The following is a 15,209-nucleotide window of genomic DNA, read 5'->3' on the forward strand; positions in this document are numbered from 1 at the left end:
GGGCGTGGCGTTGACACTCTGGAACCTGCCGCTTACATCGCTTTGAAGCCTTGGACAGGGCCGCCTTTCACCCCCCGTATCTATGGGTTGCGCGCAAGGTGGGCAAGCCTGTCGCAACCAAGACAAGAACAGATCCGCTGGAGTGAACATGCTGGGACTCGGAACGCTCGCCAAAAAGGTGTTCGGAACACCGAACGACCGCAAGATCAAGGCGACCCGCCCGCTGGTCGAAAAGATCAATGCGCTGGAACCCGAGTTCGAAAAACTGTCGGATGAGGGTCTGATCGAAAAGACCGAAGAATTGCGCAAACGGGCGCTGGACGGCGAGAATCTGGACGATCTGCTGCCCGAGGCTTTTGCCAATGTCCGCGAGGGTGCCAAGCGCGCGCTGGGTCTGCGCGCCTTTGATGTGCAGCTGATGGGTGGGGCGTTCCTGCATCAGGGCAATATCTCGGAGATGAAAACCGGTGAGGGCAAGACGCTGGTCGCCACCTTCCCCGCCTATCTGAACGCGCTGACCGGCAAGGGCGTGCACGTGGTCACGGTCAACGAATATCTGGCCAAGCGTGACGCCGAATGGATGGGCAAGGTGTTTGGCGCGCTCGGCATGACCACCGGCGTGATTTGGTCGGGCCAGCCCGATGCTGAAAAAAAAGCCGCCTATGCCTGTGACATCACCTATGCCACCAACAATGAGCTGGGCTTTGATTATCTGCGCGACAATATGAAGGCCGATCTGGCCGAAATTTACCAAAAACACCACAATTTCGCGATTGTGGACGAGGTGGACTCGATCCTGATCGACGAAGCGCGGACACCGCTGATCATCTCGGGCCCGTCGCAGGACCGGTCCGATCTGTATACCGCCATCGACGGCCTGATCCCGTCGCTGCAGGACGACCACTATACGCTGGACGAAAAGTCGCGCAACGTGACCTTCACCGACGAAGGCAACGAGTTTCTGGAACAGCAGCTGATCGCGGCGGGCCTGATCCCCGAGGGGCATTCCCTGTACGATCCCGAAAGCACTACGGTCGTGCACCACGTCAATCAGGGCCTGCGCGCGCACAAGCTGTTCACGCGCGACAAGGATTATATCGTCCGGGACGGCAACGTGGTTCTGATCGACGAATTCACCGGCCGGATGATGCCGGGTCGTCGCCTGTCCGAAGGTCTGCACCAGGCCATCGAAGCCAAAGAAGGCGTGCAGATTCAGCCCGAGAACGTGACGCTGGCCAGCGTGACCTTCCAGAACTATTTCCGCCTCTATGACAAGCTGGGCGGCATGACCGGTACCGCGCTGACCGAGGCCGAGGAATTTGCCGAGATCTACGGTCTGGGTGTGGTTGAGGTTCCGACCAACAAGCCGATTGCCCGCCTGGACGAGGATGATCAGGTCTATCGCACCGCCGGCGAAAAATACGGCGCGATGATCGAACAGACCAAGGAGGCACAGGAAAAGGGCCAGCCGGTCCTGCTGGGCACCACCTCGATCGAGAAATCCGAACTTCTGAGTCAATTGCTGCAGAAAGAAGGCATCGAACACAACGTTCTGAACGCCCGCCAGCACGAGCAGGAGGCGCAGATCGTCGCCGATGCCGGCCGACTGGGCGCGGTGACCATCGCCACCAACATGGCCGGGCGCGGCACCGACATTCAGCTGGGCGGCAATGTCGAGATGAAGGTGTTGCAGGCGCTGGCCGAAAACCCCGAGGCCGACCCGTCGGACCTGCGCGCCGCGGAAGAGGCGCGCCATGCCGAGGAAAAGGAAAAAGTGCTGGCCGCTGGTGGCCTCTACGTGATGGCGTCCGAACGCCATGAAAGCCGCCGCATCGACAACCAGCTGCGCGGCCGTTCGGGCCGTCAGGGCGACCCGGGCCGCACCGTGTTCTACCTGAGCCTCGAAGACGACCTGATGCGTATTTTCGGCTCGGAACGGCTCGACAAGGTTCTGACCACGCTGGGCATGAAAGAGGGCGAGGCGATCGTCCACCCCTGGGTGAACAAGTCGCTGGAACGGGCGCAATCCAAGGTCGAAGGCCGCAACTTTGACATGCGCAAGAACGTTCTGAAATTCGACGATGTGATGAACGATCAGCGCAAGGTGGTGTTCAGCCAGCGGCGCGAGATCATGTCTTCGGACGACCTGTCCGAGATTGTCTCGGACATGCGCGAGCAGGTGATCGACGATCTGATCGACGAATACATGCCGCCGAAATCCTACGCCGATCAGTGGGACACGGATGGCCTGCATGAAGCGATCAAAGACAAGCTGACCATCGACGCCCCGGTTCAGGACTGGGCCGCCGAGGAAGGCGTGGATGACGAACAGGTACGCGAGCGTCTGGTCAAGGCCGCAGACGAAATGATGGCGCAGAAGGCGGTCGCGTTTGGCCCCGAAAACATGCGCAATATCGAAAAGCAGGTGCTGCTGCAGACCATCGACGCCAAATGGCGCGAGCATCTGCTGACGCTGGAACATCTGCGCTCGGTCGTGGGGTTCCGAGGCTACGCCCAGCGCGATCCGCTGAACGAATACAAGAACGAAAGCTTCCAGCTGTTCGAAGGCATGTTGGATAGCCTGCGCGAGACTGTGACCCAGCAATTGTCACGTGTGCGCCCTCTGACCGAAGAGGAACAGAAAGAAATGCTGGCCCAGATGGCGGCCCAGCAGGCGCAGGCGCAAAGAGCCGTGGATCAGGCCGCAGATCAGGCCGAAGCGGTGGCCGAGGCCGAAGCCTCGGGCGATCCGCGCCCGGGCTTTGTCGAGGATGATCCGGAAACCTGGGGCAACCCGTCGCGCAACGACCGGTGCCCCTGTGGCTCTGGCAAGAAGTTCAAACACTGCCACGGCCGTCTGACCTGACGTCACGCAATTCAGACACAATGAGTCCGCCCCACGGCCACATATTGGCCGTGATTCAGGATCAGTGTGCGACTCGCTCCTTCAACTGGGGAGGGTGTCTTGTTTGTAATAAAGAACTACGTGACTACCGGAGGCACGGTCGCCTGTGCCCTGGCCATCGGTTACCTGATGCAGAACGGAACCCCCGCGCAACGGGATAATGCGCGGGTCGCCGAAGCTGTGACCACGGAACAGGCTCCGGCCATTTCCGGGCTCGAAGGAATTGTTCTGACCTCCTCGCCTTCGGCCACCGATGCAATTCCGGAAACCGATGTTGCGCGCCGGACGCTGCGGCCCACCCGGTCAGCCCCTTCTGACCGTGCCGATTGCAGCCTGAGCGCCCGCGCCCGCGCCGTGCCCGGTGCCGCCGCGCGGCTGACGATCAAGGCGCCCTGTCACGGCAATGAACGGGTCGAGGTGCATCACAGCGGCCTGACCGTGACCCAGCAAACAGATGCAAAGGGCAAGCTGGATTTGACGATACCGGCCCTGTCGGAATACGCGATTTTCCTGATCTCGATGGATGACGAGCAGGGAACCGTGGCCACCACTCACATTCCCGACATGGCCCATTATACCCGCGTCGCGCTGCAATGGCAGGGCGAGACCGAGCTGCAGATTCACGCGCTGGAATTTGGCGCGAATTACGGCGGCAAGGGCCATGTATCGGCTGATCCTGAAACCCGTGGCACCGGCCATGTGGTGCATCTGGGCCAGTCCGGGATTGGAGACGGGCGGAATGTCGAAGTCTATTCCTTCCCCGCCGGTCAGGCCCATCAGTCGGGCTCGATCGCGCTGACGGTCGAAGCCGAAGTGACACCGCAGAACTGTGGCCGCGACCTGAGCGTGCAATCGCTGGAACTGCGCGCTGACCGGCAATTGCGGTCGCGCGATTTCACGCTGGCCCTGCCCGACTGTTCGCAGACGGGTGAGTTTCTGGTGTTGAATAATCTGCTCCAAGACCTGACAATCGCGGCAAAGTAAACCGCAGGCAGGCTCAACTCTCTGATGACATTCTTTCGTGCGGCGGCGGCTGCACTGTTTTCGGCAACCCTCGCATCGGGGGCGTATGCGCAGGACATCACCCTGACGTCTCATGACGGCAAGGTTGAGGTCACCGGCACTCTTCTGGGCTTCGATGGCGAGTTTTACCGGCTTGATACCCAGTTCGGCGAGCTGACGGTCGATGGCTCGGGCGTGAGCTGTGACGGCCCCGCCTGCCCCAGCCTGACCGATTTCGTGGCCGAGGTCCGGTTTTCCGGCTCTTCCGTGATGGCCGCCAAGGTCGTGCCCACCCTGCTTTGGGGTTTTGCCCGGCAGGAGGGGCTGTCGGTGACATCGCAGCGCCTGACCCCGGGCGGGATGGAATACGAGCTGCATCAGACCGGGCGCGCGGCCCCGTTGGGCCGGTTCATTTTCAGCGCCGCAAATACCGGGCGGGGATTCACGGATCTGATTGAGGATCAAACCGACGTCGTCATGGCCCTGCGCGAAATCCGACCGGCCGAGCGTAAGGCGGCGCAAGGTGCGGGGTTGGGCGACCTGACCCATGCGCGCCGGTCGCGGGTGGTGGCGCTGGACGCTCTGGTGCCCATCGTGGCCCGGGACAACCCGGTGCGGCAAATCTCGCCCAATGATCTGGTGCGGGTTTTTACCGGAGAAATCGCGAACTGGTCCGATCTGGGCGGGCCGGACGCGCCAATCGCGCTGCACCTGCCCGATGCGGGATCGGGTCTGGCGCAGGGGTTCGAAGATCGGTTGCTGAACCCGGCCGGTGCTGCGCTGTCGGATCAGGTCACGCGGCATGAAAGCAGCGGCGATCTGGTGCAGGTCGTGGCGGATGATCCCTTTGCCCTGGGCATCGCCAGTCAGGCCGAAACCGAACCGGTGCGGGCTCTGCCGCTGGCCGGGGGCTGCGGTCACGCGCTGGTTGCCACGCGGCAATCCATCAAGACCGAGGATTATCCTCTGACCTCACCCATGTTCCTGTATCTGCCAGAACGCCGCCTGCCGCGGATCGCGCGGCAGTTTTTGGCCTATACCCAAAGCGCCGACGCGCAGATGGCGATCCGCAAGGCGGGTTTTGTCGATCAGGCCCCCGAAACGATGCGCATCGGCCTGCAGGGGGATCGCCTGGCCAATGCGATCGCCAGCGGTGCGTCCGAGGTCGGGCTGGACGAAGTACAGCGCATGGTCCGAACCCTGCGGCCGATGTCCCGACTGTCCCTGTCTTTCCGGTTCGAAGCGGGCTCGTCCCGGCCAGACGCGCAATCCCGGTCGAATATTCGGCAACTGGCGCAGCAGCTTGAGGCAGGAACGCTGGACGCGCGCAAGCTGGTCTTTGTCGGCTTCAGCGACGGGGACGGTGCCGCCGCGGCAAATGCCCGGATCGCGCGATTGCGCGCGCAAACGGTGCGCAACGCCGTTCTGGCAGCCGTCGAAACCGCGATCCCCGACAGCGTCACGCTGGAGGTTGAAGCCTTTGGCGAGGCGATGCCGATGGCCTGTGATGACACCGACTGGGGCCGGAAGGTCAACCGCCGGGTCGAGGTCTGGGTGCAGTGACGCCTAAAGATAGCCTTCGGACCGAAAGCTGAGTTCGGTCGATTTGCCGATAATCAGGTGGTCGTGCAATGTCAGGCCCAGCGCCACACAGGCATCCTGAATCCGGTTAGTCATGTCGATATCCGATTGCGACGGCGTCGGATCACCGGACGGGTGATTGTGCACCAGGATCAGGGCCGAGGCGTTCAGCTCCAACGCGCGTTTGGCGACCTCGCGCGGGTAGACGGGGACGTGATCGACCGTGCCCTTGGCCTGTTCCTCATCCGCGATCAGCACATTCTTGCGGTCCAGATAGAACACCCGGAACTGCTCGGTCTCGCGATGGGCCATGGTCGTATGACAATAATCCAGCAGCGCATCCCAGCCCGAAATCACATGTCGCTGCATCACCCGCGCGCGGGCCATCCGATGGGCGCAGGCTTCGAGGATTTTCAGGTCGGTGATGACGGTATCGCCCACGCCCTTGATCTGACGCAGCCGTTCCTCGGGCGCGGTCAGCACCCGGTTGAAATCGCCGAACGTATCCATCAGCGCCCGCGCCAGCGGCTTTACATCCTGCCGCGGGATCGAGCGGAACAGAACCAGCTCCAACAGTTCGTAATCCGGCATCGCGGCCGAGCCACCGGACATGAACCGGTCCCGCAACCGTTTGCGGTGATCCTTGATATAGGACGGCAACCGCCCGGAGGGCAGCGGCTGCACCGGGGCTTCGTCACTTTCAAACAGCATCGGGGCTTCGGCAAAGGCGTCCTGGGTCATGCCCCAAGTCTGAGGCAGAATCGGTTTCCGAATGGTTAACGCATCTCACCTGCCATGCGCGCGGTGGCGCGGCGGATGATCAGATGCAGCAGGATCGAAAACACCCCCAGCGTCAGCATCGCCGCAAACATCAGATCGGTCTTGGCGCGGCCATTGGCCAGCAGCATCAGATAGCCCAGCCCCTGCGACGACCCCACCCATTCGCCGATCACCGCCCCGATGGGCGCGTAGACGGCGGCCAGCCGCATCCCCGAGGCCAGCGAAGGCAAGGCTGCCGGGATACGAATATGCCACAGAACGCTGCGCGGGCTGGCCTGCATCGTCCGGGCCAGATCCAGATAGCCGGGCGGGGTTCGCATCAGCCCGTCGAAAAAGGACGATGTGATCGGAAAATAGATGATCAGAACCGCCATCGCCACCTTGGACCAGAGACCATAGCCCAGCCAAAGCGTCAGCAGCGGCGCCAGAGCAAAGACCGGCAGCGCCTGCGTGAAGACCAGCATTGGCTGCACCAGCACCCGGGCCGCGCGCGAATTGGCCAGTTGCAACGCGGTGACGACGCCCAGAACCGTGCCGCAGGCAAGGCCGATCACCACCTCGACCGCCGTGATCCACGTGTGTTCCGCGATCACCCAGCGGTTCTGCCACCAGGTCTCGGCCACCAGGGCCGGGCCGGGCAGGATGAATTTGGGCAGGCCCGTCAGGGTGACGATCGCCTGCCAGATCGCCAGCGCAAACAGGGTCGCGGCAAGGGCCGAAAGCGCCTTCATCCCGCCGCCTCCCGCAGCAGCCGCAACAATGCGCCCTGCGTTTCCAGCGTTTCAAGATCGTCTACCTTTCGCGGCGCGGGGGCGTGCGGCGGCGCACAGGGTGTTAACCCGTGCTGGGTCATCACCGTGATCGACTGACCCAGCCGCGCGGCTTCGCCCGGATCATGCGTCACCAACAGGACGGTGCGGCCCTCCAGCGCTTCGGCGGCCAGATCCTGCATATCGGCGCGTGTCCGGGCATCCAGCGCCGAAAACGGCTCATCCAGCAGAACGATCGGCCGGTCCTCCATCAAGGTACGGGCCAGGGCGACCCGCTGCCGTTGCCCGCCGGACAATGCGTCGGGCTTCTTGCCCATGTGATCCTGCAACCGCATCCGTTCGATCAGCCGGTCGCGGCGTGCCAGGTCCGGCTTTTCACCCCGCAGCCGCGCGCCCAGCGAGACATTCTGCGCCACCGTCGCCCACGGCATCAGCAAATCGTCCTGCGCCATATAAGCGACCCGCTGCTGCACCGGCAGGCCGTCCCCGGCGGTGATTTCACCGGTAAACTCCGCCCCAGTCTCCAGCCCGGCAATCAGGCGCAGAACAGTGGTTTTGCCAACGCCCGAGCCGCCCAGCAGACAGGTCCACTGCCCCGCCCCAAGGGTCAGGGTCAGCGGCGCGAACAGGGTCGCGCCGTCGATGGTGGCCGTGCCGCTGATGGTCAGGTCGGGCGCCGGGGTCATGGGGTCAGGCCCATTTGCCAGAAATTGACCTCAAGCTCGGTGGCGGTGCGGAAGGTCCGGCACAGGCGCTCCCACCGCGGGGCGGTCTGGAAATCCGCGCCGATCCGCCGGGTCAGAGCCTGATCGAGAAGATCCCCCACCGCCTTGCACGCGCCCTGATAATCCGGGCCTGCATAGGTGTCGATCCAGCCGCGATAGGTGTCGGATGTCGCCTCGGCGGCCAGACGCGCGCCGATCTCGCCATAACCCATCACACAAGGGGCCAGCGCCGCCAACAGGTCCAGCAGATCGCCGCTGTACCCGGCTTCGAGAACAAAGCGCGTATAGGCCAGATTTTCGGCACGTTCCGGGGTTGCGAACAATTCCTCGCTGGAAATGCCTTCCGCCTCGCAGATCCCGATATGAAGCTGCATTTCCTCGGCCACCAGCGCGTTGACGGTTGCCACGGCAGTCAGCATTTCCGCATGGGTTTCCGATTTTACCACCGCCAACGCCCAGGCCCGGGAGAAGTGGATCAGGAACACGTAATCCTGCCGCAGATAGTGCAGGAATGCGGCGCGCGGCAGGGTGCCGTCCTTCATCCCCTCGACAAAGGCGTGGCGGGTATAGTCCCGCCACGGCCCCTGCGCCGAGTCGCGCATCAGTGCGAAGGCCCGGCCATACGCGCTCATTGCGCGGTCACGTCAATGGTGATGTCGCTGACCGGGTTGATGCTGTCGATCATGCCGCTGTCTTTCAGGAACGCTTCGAACCGGGCATAGCGGCCCGCGTCAAAGCCCGCCGGGCGCAACGCGAAACGCGGCAGCGTATCGACCCAGGCGCGGGCGTTCAGCTCATCCTGCAGCTCAGGCGAGGTGGCGGCAAAAATTTCCCAACTTTCTTCCGGGTTGTTGACGATAAACTGCGTGGCCTTTTCGGTGGCGGCCAGGAACCGCGCGACCTTGTCGGCGTCCATCGTGTCGGGGTTGGCGACATAGATCAGCTCGTCATATGGTGGTACGCCTTCTTCCTCGATGTAAAAGCAGCGACCCGCGACGCCTTCGATGTCCATCTGGTTCAGCTCAAAGTTCCGGAACGCCCCGATCACCGCATCCACCTGACCGGTCATCAGCGAGGGTGACAGTGAAAAGTTGACGTTGATCATCTCGATATCATCCAGCGCCACGCCATGCGCGTTCAGCATCGCGGTCAGGATCGCCTCTTCAACACCGGCAACCGAAAACCCGACCTTTCGACCTTTCAGGTCGGCAAGCGTTTCGATCGGGCCGTCTTTCAGCACCAGCAGGCAGTTCAGCGGCGTCGCAACCAGCGTGCCAACGCGTTTCAGGGGCAGGCCCTCGTGGATCTGCAGGTGCAGCTGCGGCTGATAGGACACGGCCAGATCGGCCTGACCGGCAGCCACCAGACGCGGCGGCGCAGACGGGTCGGCGGGCGGGACAATCTCAACCTCCAGCCCTTCATCGGCGAAATAGCCGTTTTCCTGTGCCACGATGATGGGGCCGTGATCGGGGTTGATGAACCAATCCAGAAGCACCGTCATCTTGTCCTCGGCCCAGGCCGGCGCGGCGGCCAGCAGGGCGATGGCTATGATCAGCTTTTTCATGTCTCGCGTTTCCTTTTCGTTCACGAGGTTGCGGCCGCGACAAGGACGATCTCGCCCGGCCAATCCGGTTGCAATTCTTCTGCCACACGCCAGGCACGCAGACCCGTGGCGCAGCACAGCGCCAGTCTTTGGCCCGTGTTAGGCTTTGATTTCAGGTGTTCCGGCGCGATGCGCCGGGCCTGCGGGTGTATGGGCTCGGGGGCTTCATCCACACTGCGCAGCTCGACAATCAGATCGTCGGGCGTTAGCTGGCCGGGTGAGACGAAGGCAAAACGCCGCGCGGGTTCCGGGGCGCTGTCGAACCGAAATGTCGTGCAACGCAGCGTTTGCGCGTCGACCTGAACCACCTGCCCCAGCGGCGAGGGGTCAAGGCCCAGAATCAAGTTCATCGCCATCTGCGCCTGCATCGCGCCGATCATGCCGACAACGGGGCCCAGAACACCGGCCGTGGCACAGCTTGCACCGCTGTCCGGCGCATCTGGAAAGACGGCCCGCAAACTGGGCGCCCCGCCGCAGAAGCCGCCGACATATCCCGACAGCCCCAGCACCGATGCGCTGATCAGCGGCTTGCGCATTTCATGGCACAGGTCGGACAGCATATAGCTGGCCGCGTAACTGTCGGCGCAATCCAGAATGATATCCGCCTGCGCCACGAATTCACCTGCGTTCTCCCCGGTCAGCGCCTGCATTTCCTGGCAAACCGTGATGTCGCTGTTCAGCGCCCGGCACCGTGCCGCCGCAACCTTGGCCTTGGGGTGCCCGCAATCCTGTTCGGTGAACAGCGTCTGGCGGTGCAGGTTCGACAGGGCAACATGATCGCGGTCCAGGATCGTCAGATGCCCCACGCCTGCCCCGGCCAGCAACGGCAATACGGGCGCGGCCAGCCCGCCAGCGCCGACCACCAGAACCCGCGCCGCGGACAGTCGGGCCTGACCGGCGGTGCCGATACCAGGCAGGATCGTCTGGCGGGCATAACGGTTCATCGCGTAACCTCGATCCATTGGCGGACCCGGGTTTCGGGGTCGGCGTTCAGGGTGATGTCGGTAACGACCGAGACGATGTCCGCCCCCGCCCGCAACACACCCGGAGCGCGTTCGACGCTCATCCCACCAATGCCGACCAGAGGGGTCTTGCCCACGCGGGCCTTCCATTCGGTGACGCGCGGCAGGCCCTGCTGTACCCATTTCATCTTTTTCAGGATCGTCGGATAGACCGGGCCCAGCGCTACATAATCGGGGTCCATGGCCAGTACGCGCTCAAGCTCGTCATCGTCATGGGTGGACACACCCAGTTTCAGCCCCGCCTTGCGGATCGCCTTAAGATCGGCATCGTCCAGATCCTCCTGCCCCAGATGTATCCAGTCACAACCCGCGTCGATGGCCGCCTGCCAATAGTCATTCACCACCAGCACCGCGCCGTGATCCCGGCACAGATGATCCGAGATCGCGATTTGCGTGCGCACCACGTCGTCGGGCTGGTCCTTGATGCGTAGCTGGACAAGTTTGACACCCAGCGGCAGCATCCGGCGCAGCCAGTCGGAATGGTCGAAAATCGGATAGAACCGGTCCAGCATCATGACAGAAACGCCTTTCCGATCACCGGCGTCGACGGCTCGGCCATATCGCGCGGCTCGATCGGGTCGGCCTGATGGGCCAGTTGGCCGGCCTCGATGGCCAGCATCATCGCCCGCGCCATTGCGGCCGGATCACCGGCCCGCGCGACCGCCGTGTTCAGCAGAACCGCGTCAAAGCCCAGTTCCATCGCGCGCGCGGCGTGGCTGGGCAGGCCAATGCCGGCGTCGATCACCAGCGGCACATCGGGAAACGCAGCCCGCATCGCGCGCAGGGCGTATTCGTTGCTCAGCCCCCGGCCCGAGCCAATCGGCGCACCCCAGGGCATCAGCACTTCGCACCCGGCCCCAAGCAACCTTTCCCCCACGATCAGATCGTCGGTTGTGTAGGGGAACACCTGAAACCCATCCTCGGTCAGGATGCGCGCCGCTTCGACCAGCTGGAACACATCCGGTTGCAGGCTGTCGGTGTGGCCGATCAGCTCCAGCTTGATCCAGGGGGTGTCGAATACCTCGCGCGCCATATGGGCCGTGGTCACCGCCTCTTTGACCGTATGACAACCGGCCGTGTTGGGCAGGACCCGCACCCCCAGGTCGCGGATCATGGACCAAAAGGTCTGCCCGGCCCCGGATTCGCGGCGCAGCGACACGGTGGCCACCCCGGCCCCGCTGGCGCGAAATGCCCGTTCCAGAATGGCCGGGCTTGGATATTGCGCAGTGCCCAGCATCAGCGGGTTCGGCAGTTCAGTGCCGTAGAACGTCTTCATCCTCAGCCCCCCTGCATCGGTGCGACGACCTCGACCCGGTCGCCCTCGGACAGTTTGTGGGCGACCCGCAGGCTGGACGGCACAAAACCCTCGTTCACCGCAGTGGCGACACGGCCCGAATAACCGCATTCCGTCAGCAATTCCGAAAGGGTCCCGGCAAGCACCTCGCGCGCCTCTCCGTTAAGCACGATCTTCATCGACCATCTCCGAATGTTTGTTTTCCAGCGCCAGATCCGCCACGCCCTGCGCCAACGCAGGTGCCAGCAGATATCCGTGACGATACAGCCCGTTGGCATAGATCGTCCGCCCCAGCCGGCGGATGCGGGGCAGGTTGTCGGGAAAAGCCGGGCGCAGATCGACGCCGATTTCCAGCACCTCCGCCTCACCAAAAGCAGGGTTCAGCGCATATGCCGCGCTGAGCAGTTCCAGCATCGACCGCGCGGTGATGCGGCTGCTGTCTTCGCTTTCGATCATCGTCGCGCCCAGCATGTAGATGCCGTCGCCACGCGGCACGATGTAAAGCGGCATGCGCGGATGCAGCAGGCGCACCGGGCGGGTCAGGGTCACATCGGGGCAGCGGATCACCAGCATCTCACCCTTGACCCCGCGCAGATCATGCAGCACCTCGCGCGCGTGCAAACCGCGACAGTCGATGGCGTTTTCCAGCCGTGCAGGCGCGAGTTTGTGATGAAACGCAACGCCCCGATCCTGAAGCTGCCGGTACAGATCACCCAGCGCCTGCCGCGGGTTCAGATGCGCCTCTTCCGCAAAATGCAGGCCATTGGCGAACCCGCCCAGATCAGGCTCTAATGCGGCGATATCCGCCCGACCGACTTGTTCAAACCCTTCGGTTCTGCGGGCAAACCGACGCAAATCCGGCAGATCGCGCGGACCTGCCACAACCAGCGTGCCGCGCCGGTGCAGCCGCGTGCGCGCGGCCCACCAGTCCAGCGCGGCGCGCCCCAGTCGCAGAACCGGTTCCTCGGCATTTTCATATTCACACCAGGGGGCCAGCATGCCACCGGCCCACCACGAACACCCATGCGCACCGGGCGGGCCGCCGGGGTCGAACACCTGCACGCTGGCGCCACGCGACGTCAGTTCGCTGGCCACGGCCAACCCGGCCACGCCTGCACCTATGACGGACCAGACCGTCACGCCGTCCACACCCGGTGAAAGTGGTGCACCGGCCCATGCCCCCGACCGATATTCAACTCATCCGCCCGGGCGATGGCCCCTTGCAGATACTCATGCGCCTGGGCGACGGCGTCGGTCAGACCCAGCCCCTTTGCTAGCCCGGCGGCAATCGAAGACGACAGGGTGCACCCCGTCCCGTGCGTATTGCGCGTGTCCAGACGCGGCGCTGTGAACTCGGCAACCCTGCCGGATGCATCTATCAGCAGATCGTGGCAGTTTTCACCGCGCCCATGCCCGCCTTTCATCAAAACCGAACCCGCGCCCAGCCCGCACAGGCCAAGCCCCTGATCGATCATCTGATCCGGTGTCGCTGCCTCATCGCTGCCCAGCAAGCAGGCCGCCTCCGGCAGGTTCGGGGTCAGCACCGAGGCGCGCGGCAGCAGAACGTCGCGCAATGTCTGCACCGCGTCCTGCGCCAGCAGCGCATCGCCGGATTTGGCGATCATCACCGGATCAAGCACGACCGGACCGGTAAACCGGGCGATGCCCTCCGCCACAGTATAGATGATTTCAGGCGTCGCCAGCATGCCGATCTTGATCGCACCCACGTCCAGATCGGTCAGAACCGCGTCGATCTGGGCCGAAATGACGTCCAGCGGAATGCCATGCACCGCGGTCACGGCCTGCGTGTTCTGCGCCGTCACGGCGGTGATCACGCTGGCGCCATAAACGCCCAGCGCCGACATCGCCTTGAGGTCAGCCTGAATGCCAGCCCCGCCGCCGCTGTCGGATCCGGCGATTGTCAAAGCGATAGGCGCCATGTCGTTGCTCCAACTCTTATTGGGCAACGGGGCGTGGAAAACGTCTGTGCAGTGTTAAGACCGTTCCCTCCGCCGGTATTGCCCGGATCAGGTTCGATGGGTTAGCGCATCTGCGCCTCTCAGCCCCCAATTCAGGGCACCCCAACGGTTGGTGCGGACAATCTCAGGAGCGGCGCAGAAAATCAAGCATCAATCTGCGGATCATATGGCCACATCCGGCAACAAAATAAGGCCAATTCGCAAGGTTGACCGCTGGCGGAAAATTGCAAGGCCCTGCCTCGCCCCCCTGTATATTTGCAGCCGGATGAAAGCAGGATCCCGTGCTTCATCTGGCTAAAAATACCTCGGGGGAGTCGCCCGCAGGGCGGCGGGGGCAGAGCCCCCGAATAGGCCGGGTCAGCCTTTCATGCCGTCCCAAAAGGACTTGACGGAAGAGAAAAAGCTTTTTGATTCCGGATGGTTATCTTCACCCAGATCGTCGAATTCCCGCAGCAGCTCTTTCTGGCGGCTGGTCAGGTTCACAGGCGTTTCGACGGCCAGTTCGATGAACATGTCGCCAACGCCGCCGCCCCGCAGAGCGGGCATGCCCTTGCCGCGCAGGCGCATCTGGCGGCCCGACTGGCTGCCTGCGGGTATCTGCACGCGGCCACGACCACCATCGATGGTGGGCACTTCGATCGACCCGCCCAACGCCGCTTTGGCCATACTGACTGGCACCCGGCAATAGAGGTTCACGCTGTCGCGTTCGAACAGCTTGTGATCCGACACTTCGACGAAGATATACAAATCACCCGGAGGGCCACCGCGCATTCCGGCCTCCCCCTCGCCGGCCAGACGGATTTGGGTGCCGGTTTCGACACCGGCGGGAATGTTGACGGACAAGGCGCGTTCTTTTTCGACGCGGCCTGCACCGCCACATGATTTACAGGGGTTCTTGATAATCTGACCCAGGCCCGAGCAGGTCGGGCAGGTACGTTCAACGGTGAAAAAACCCTGCTGCGCGCGCACCTTGCCCATGCCGGAACAGGTCGGGCAGGTGGTCGGCTCGACACCGCCCTCGGCCCCTGATCCGTCACAGGCGGAACAGGCCACAGCAGCGGGCACGGTGATGGTCTTTTGCAGACCGGAAAACGCCTCTTCCAGCGACACCCGCAGGTTATAGCGCAGGTCCGAACCGCGCGCTGCGCGGCGTCCGCCACCGGCACCGCCGCGCTGGCCGCCCATGAAGTCACCGAACAGGTCGTCGAACACATCCGAGAACGCGCTGGAGAAATCGCCCTGACCGCCAAAACCGCCACCCGGGCGGCCACCGCCTCCCATGCCGTTTTCAAATGCGGCGTGTCCAAAGCGGTCATAGGCGGCCTTTTTGTCGGCATCACGCAGAACGTCATAGGCCTCGTTGGCTTCTTTGAACTGCGCCTCGGCATCCGGGTTGTCCTTGTTGCGATCCGGATGCAATTCCTTGGCTTTCCTGCGAAAACCCTTTTTGATTTCATCCGCCGATGCGCCCTTGGACACGCCGAGCACATCGTAGTAGTCGCGTTTTGACATCCGTGTTTCCTTCTGCCTCAACGTAATCGGGCCGGC

15 protein-coding genes and 1 riboswitch are annotated in these 15,209 nt (G+C 63.4%); of the genes, 3 read left to right on the top strand and 12 right to left on the bottom strand.

All coding sequences use genetic code 11. From position 1 onward, the window contains the following. Positions 1 to 148: 148 nt before the first annotated feature. The 3 genes from secA to ACXAC3_RS03005 all read left to right on the top strand — a co-directional run bounded on the left by secA (position 149) and on the right by ACXAC3_RS03005 (position 5,470). A complete protein-coding gene (gene secA / locus ACXAC3_RS02995) occupies positions 149 to 2,866 on the top strand; it encodes a preprotein translocase subunit SecA (protein WP_475156063.1) in 2,718 nt (905 codons plus the stop codon). A gap of 99 nt (positions 2,867 to 2,965) precedes the next feature. Continuing rightward, a complete protein-coding gene (locus ACXAC3_RS03000; RefSeq protein ID WP_475156068.1) occupies positions 2,966 to 3,889 on the top strand; it encodes a hypothetical protein in 924 nt (307 codons plus the stop codon). A 24-nt stretch (positions 3,890 to 3,913) separates the two neighbouring features. Further along, positions 3,914 to 5,470 (top strand): substrate-binding domain-containing protein, encoded by a 1,557-nt coding sequence (locus ACXAC3_RS03005; RefSeq protein WP_475156070.1) that lies wholly within the window; start codon positions 3,914 to 3,916, stop codon positions 5,468 to 5,470. Positions 5,471 to 5,473: 3 nt separating this feature from the next. Here the strand turns inward: ACXAC3_RS03005 and radC are convergent, their stop codons facing one another. The 12 genes from radC to dnaJ all read right to left on the bottom strand — a co-directional run bounded on the left by radC (position 5,474) and on the right by dnaJ (position 15,173). Further along, positions 5,474 to 6,229: a RadC family protein gene (radC, locus tag ACXAC3_RS03010; protein WP_475156072.1), complete on the bottom strand. Its 756-nt coding sequence runs from the start codon at positions 6,227 to 6,229 to the stop codon at positions 5,474 to 5,476. Positions 6,230 to 6,264: 35 nt separating this feature from the next. Then, entirely contained in the window at positions 6,265 to 6,999 is a 735-nt protein-coding gene (locus ACXAC3_RS03015) for an ABC transporter permease (RefSeq protein ID WP_475156074.1), read from the bottom strand. Beyond that, on the bottom strand, positions 6,996 to 7,724 hold the full coding sequence (locus tag ACXAC3_RS03020; RefSeq protein WP_475156076.1) for an ABC transporter ATP-binding protein: 729 nt from the start codon (positions 7,722 to 7,724) through the stop codon (positions 6,996 to 6,998). Before ACXAC3_RS03020 ends, ACXAC3_RS03015 begins: the two co-directional genes overlap by 4 nt. Further along, the gene (gene tenA, locus ACXAC3_RS03025) at positions 7,721 to 8,395 is read right to left on the bottom strand and encodes a thiaminase II (protein WP_475156081.1); all 675 of its coding nucleotides are present in this window, start codon (positions 8,393 to 8,395) and stop codon (positions 7,721 to 7,723) included. Before tenA ends, ACXAC3_RS03020 begins: the two co-directional genes overlap by 4 nt. Beyond that, positions 8,392 to 9,327: an ABC transporter substrate-binding protein gene (locus tag ACXAC3_RS03030; protein ID WP_475156085.1), complete on the bottom strand. Its 936-nt coding sequence runs from the start codon at positions 9,325 to 9,327 to the stop codon at positions 8,392 to 8,394. Before ACXAC3_RS03030 ends, tenA begins: the two co-directional genes overlap by 4 nt. A gap of 20 nt (positions 9,328 to 9,347) precedes the next feature. After that, entirely contained in the window at positions 9,348 to 10,310 is a 963-nt protein-coding gene (locus ACXAC3_RS03035) for a HesA/MoeB/ThiF family protein (protein ID WP_475163342.1), read from the bottom strand. After that, positions 10,307 to 10,903, bottom strand: a complete 597-nt coding sequence (locus tag ACXAC3_RS03040; RefSeq protein ID WP_475156088.1) for a thiamine phosphate synthase — start codon at positions 10,901 to 10,903, stop codon at positions 10,307 to 10,309. Before ACXAC3_RS03040 ends, ACXAC3_RS03035 begins: the two co-directional genes overlap by 4 nt. Next, positions 10,900 to 11,664, bottom strand: coding sequence for a thiazole synthase (locus tag ACXAC3_RS03045; protein WP_475156091.1), 765 nt, complete (start codon positions 11,662 to 11,664; stop codon positions 10,900 to 10,902). The genes ACXAC3_RS03040 and ACXAC3_RS03045 overlap by 4 nt, the downstream gene beginning before the upstream one ends. 2 nt (positions 11,665 to 11,666) lie before the next feature. Then, positions 11,667 to 11,861, bottom strand: coding sequence for a sulfur carrier protein ThiS (thiS, locus tag ACXAC3_RS03050; RefSeq protein ID WP_475156096.1), 195 nt, complete (start codon positions 11,859 to 11,861; stop codon positions 11,667 to 11,669). Then, positions 11,845 to 12,822: an FAD-dependent oxidoreductase gene (locus tag ACXAC3_RS03055; protein WP_475156101.1), complete on the bottom strand. Its 978-nt coding sequence runs from the start codon at positions 12,820 to 12,822 to the stop codon at positions 11,845 to 11,847. The genes thiS and ACXAC3_RS03055 overlap by 17 nt, the downstream gene beginning before the upstream one ends. Further along, a complete protein-coding gene (gene thiD / locus ACXAC3_RS03060) occupies positions 12,819 to 13,622 on the bottom strand; it encodes a bifunctional hydroxymethylpyrimidine kinase/phosphomethylpyrimidine kinase (RefSeq protein ID WP_475156107.1) in 804 nt (267 codons plus the stop codon). The genes ACXAC3_RS03055 and thiD overlap by 4 nt, the downstream gene beginning before the upstream one ends. Before the next feature lie 47 nt (positions 13,623 to 13,669). Beyond that, a riboswitch (TPP riboswitch) is annotated at positions 13,670 to 13,776 on the bottom strand. A 242-nt stretch (positions 13,777 to 14,018) separates the two neighbouring features. After that, complete coding sequence (gene dnaJ, locus ACXAC3_RS03065; RefSeq protein WP_475156110.1) at positions 14,019 to 15,173, bottom strand: molecular chaperone DnaJ; 1,155 nt, start codon at positions 15,171 to 15,173, stop codon at positions 14,019 to 14,021. Positions 15,174 to 15,209 lie beyond the last annotated feature (36 nt).

The organism is Ruegeria sp. ABV4_181, assembly GCF_056158465.1.

Coding starts and splice junctions, on each gene's coding strand:
- secA (WP_475156063.1), top strand. CDS start 149: ATGCTGGGACTCGGAACGCTCGCCAAAAAGGTGTTCGGAACACCGAAC.
- ACXAC3_RS03005 (WP_475156070.1), top strand. CDS start 3,914: ATGACATTCTTTCGTGCGGCGGCGGCTGCACTGTTTTCGGCAACCCTC.
- radC (WP_475156072.1), bottom strand. CDS start 6,229: ATGACCCAGGACGCCTTTGCCGAAGCCCCGATGCTGTTTGAAAGTGAC.
- ACXAC3_RS03015 (WP_475156074.1), bottom strand. CDS start 6,999: ATGAAGGCGCTTTCGGCCCTTGCCGCGACCCTGTTTGCGCTGGCGATC.
- ACXAC3_RS03020 (WP_475156076.1), bottom strand. CDS start 7,724: ATGACCCCGGCGCCCGACCTGACCATCAGCGGCACGGCCACCATCGAC.
- tenA (WP_475156081.1), bottom strand. CDS start 8,395: ATGAGCGCGTATGGCCGGGCCTTCGCACTGATGCGCGACTCGGCGCAG.
- ACXAC3_RS03030 (WP_475156085.1), bottom strand. CDS start 9,327: ATGAAAAAGCTGATCATAGCCATCGCCCTGCTGGCCGCCGCGCCGGCC.
- ACXAC3_RS03035 (WP_475163342.1), bottom strand. CDS start 10,310: ATGAACCGTTATGCCCGCCAGACGATCCTGCCTGGTATCGGCACCGCC.
- ACXAC3_RS03040 (WP_475156088.1), bottom strand. CDS start 10,903: ATGATGCTGGACCGGTTCTATCCGATTTTCGACCATTCCGACTGGCTG.
- ACXAC3_RS03045 (WP_475156091.1), bottom strand. CDS start 11,664: ATGAAGACGTTCTACGGCACTGAACTGCCGAACCCGCTGATGCTGGGC.
- thiS (WP_475156096.1), bottom strand. CDS start 11,861: ATGAAGATCGTGCTTAACGGAGAGGCGCGCGAGGTGCTTGCCGGGACC.
- thiD (WP_475156107.1), bottom strand. CDS start 13,622: ATGGCGCCTATCGCTTTGACAATCGCCGGATCCGACAGCGGCGGCGGG.
- dnaJ (WP_475156110.1), bottom strand. CDS start 15,173: ATGTCAAAACGCGACTACTACGATGTGCTCGGCGTGTCCAAGGGCGCA.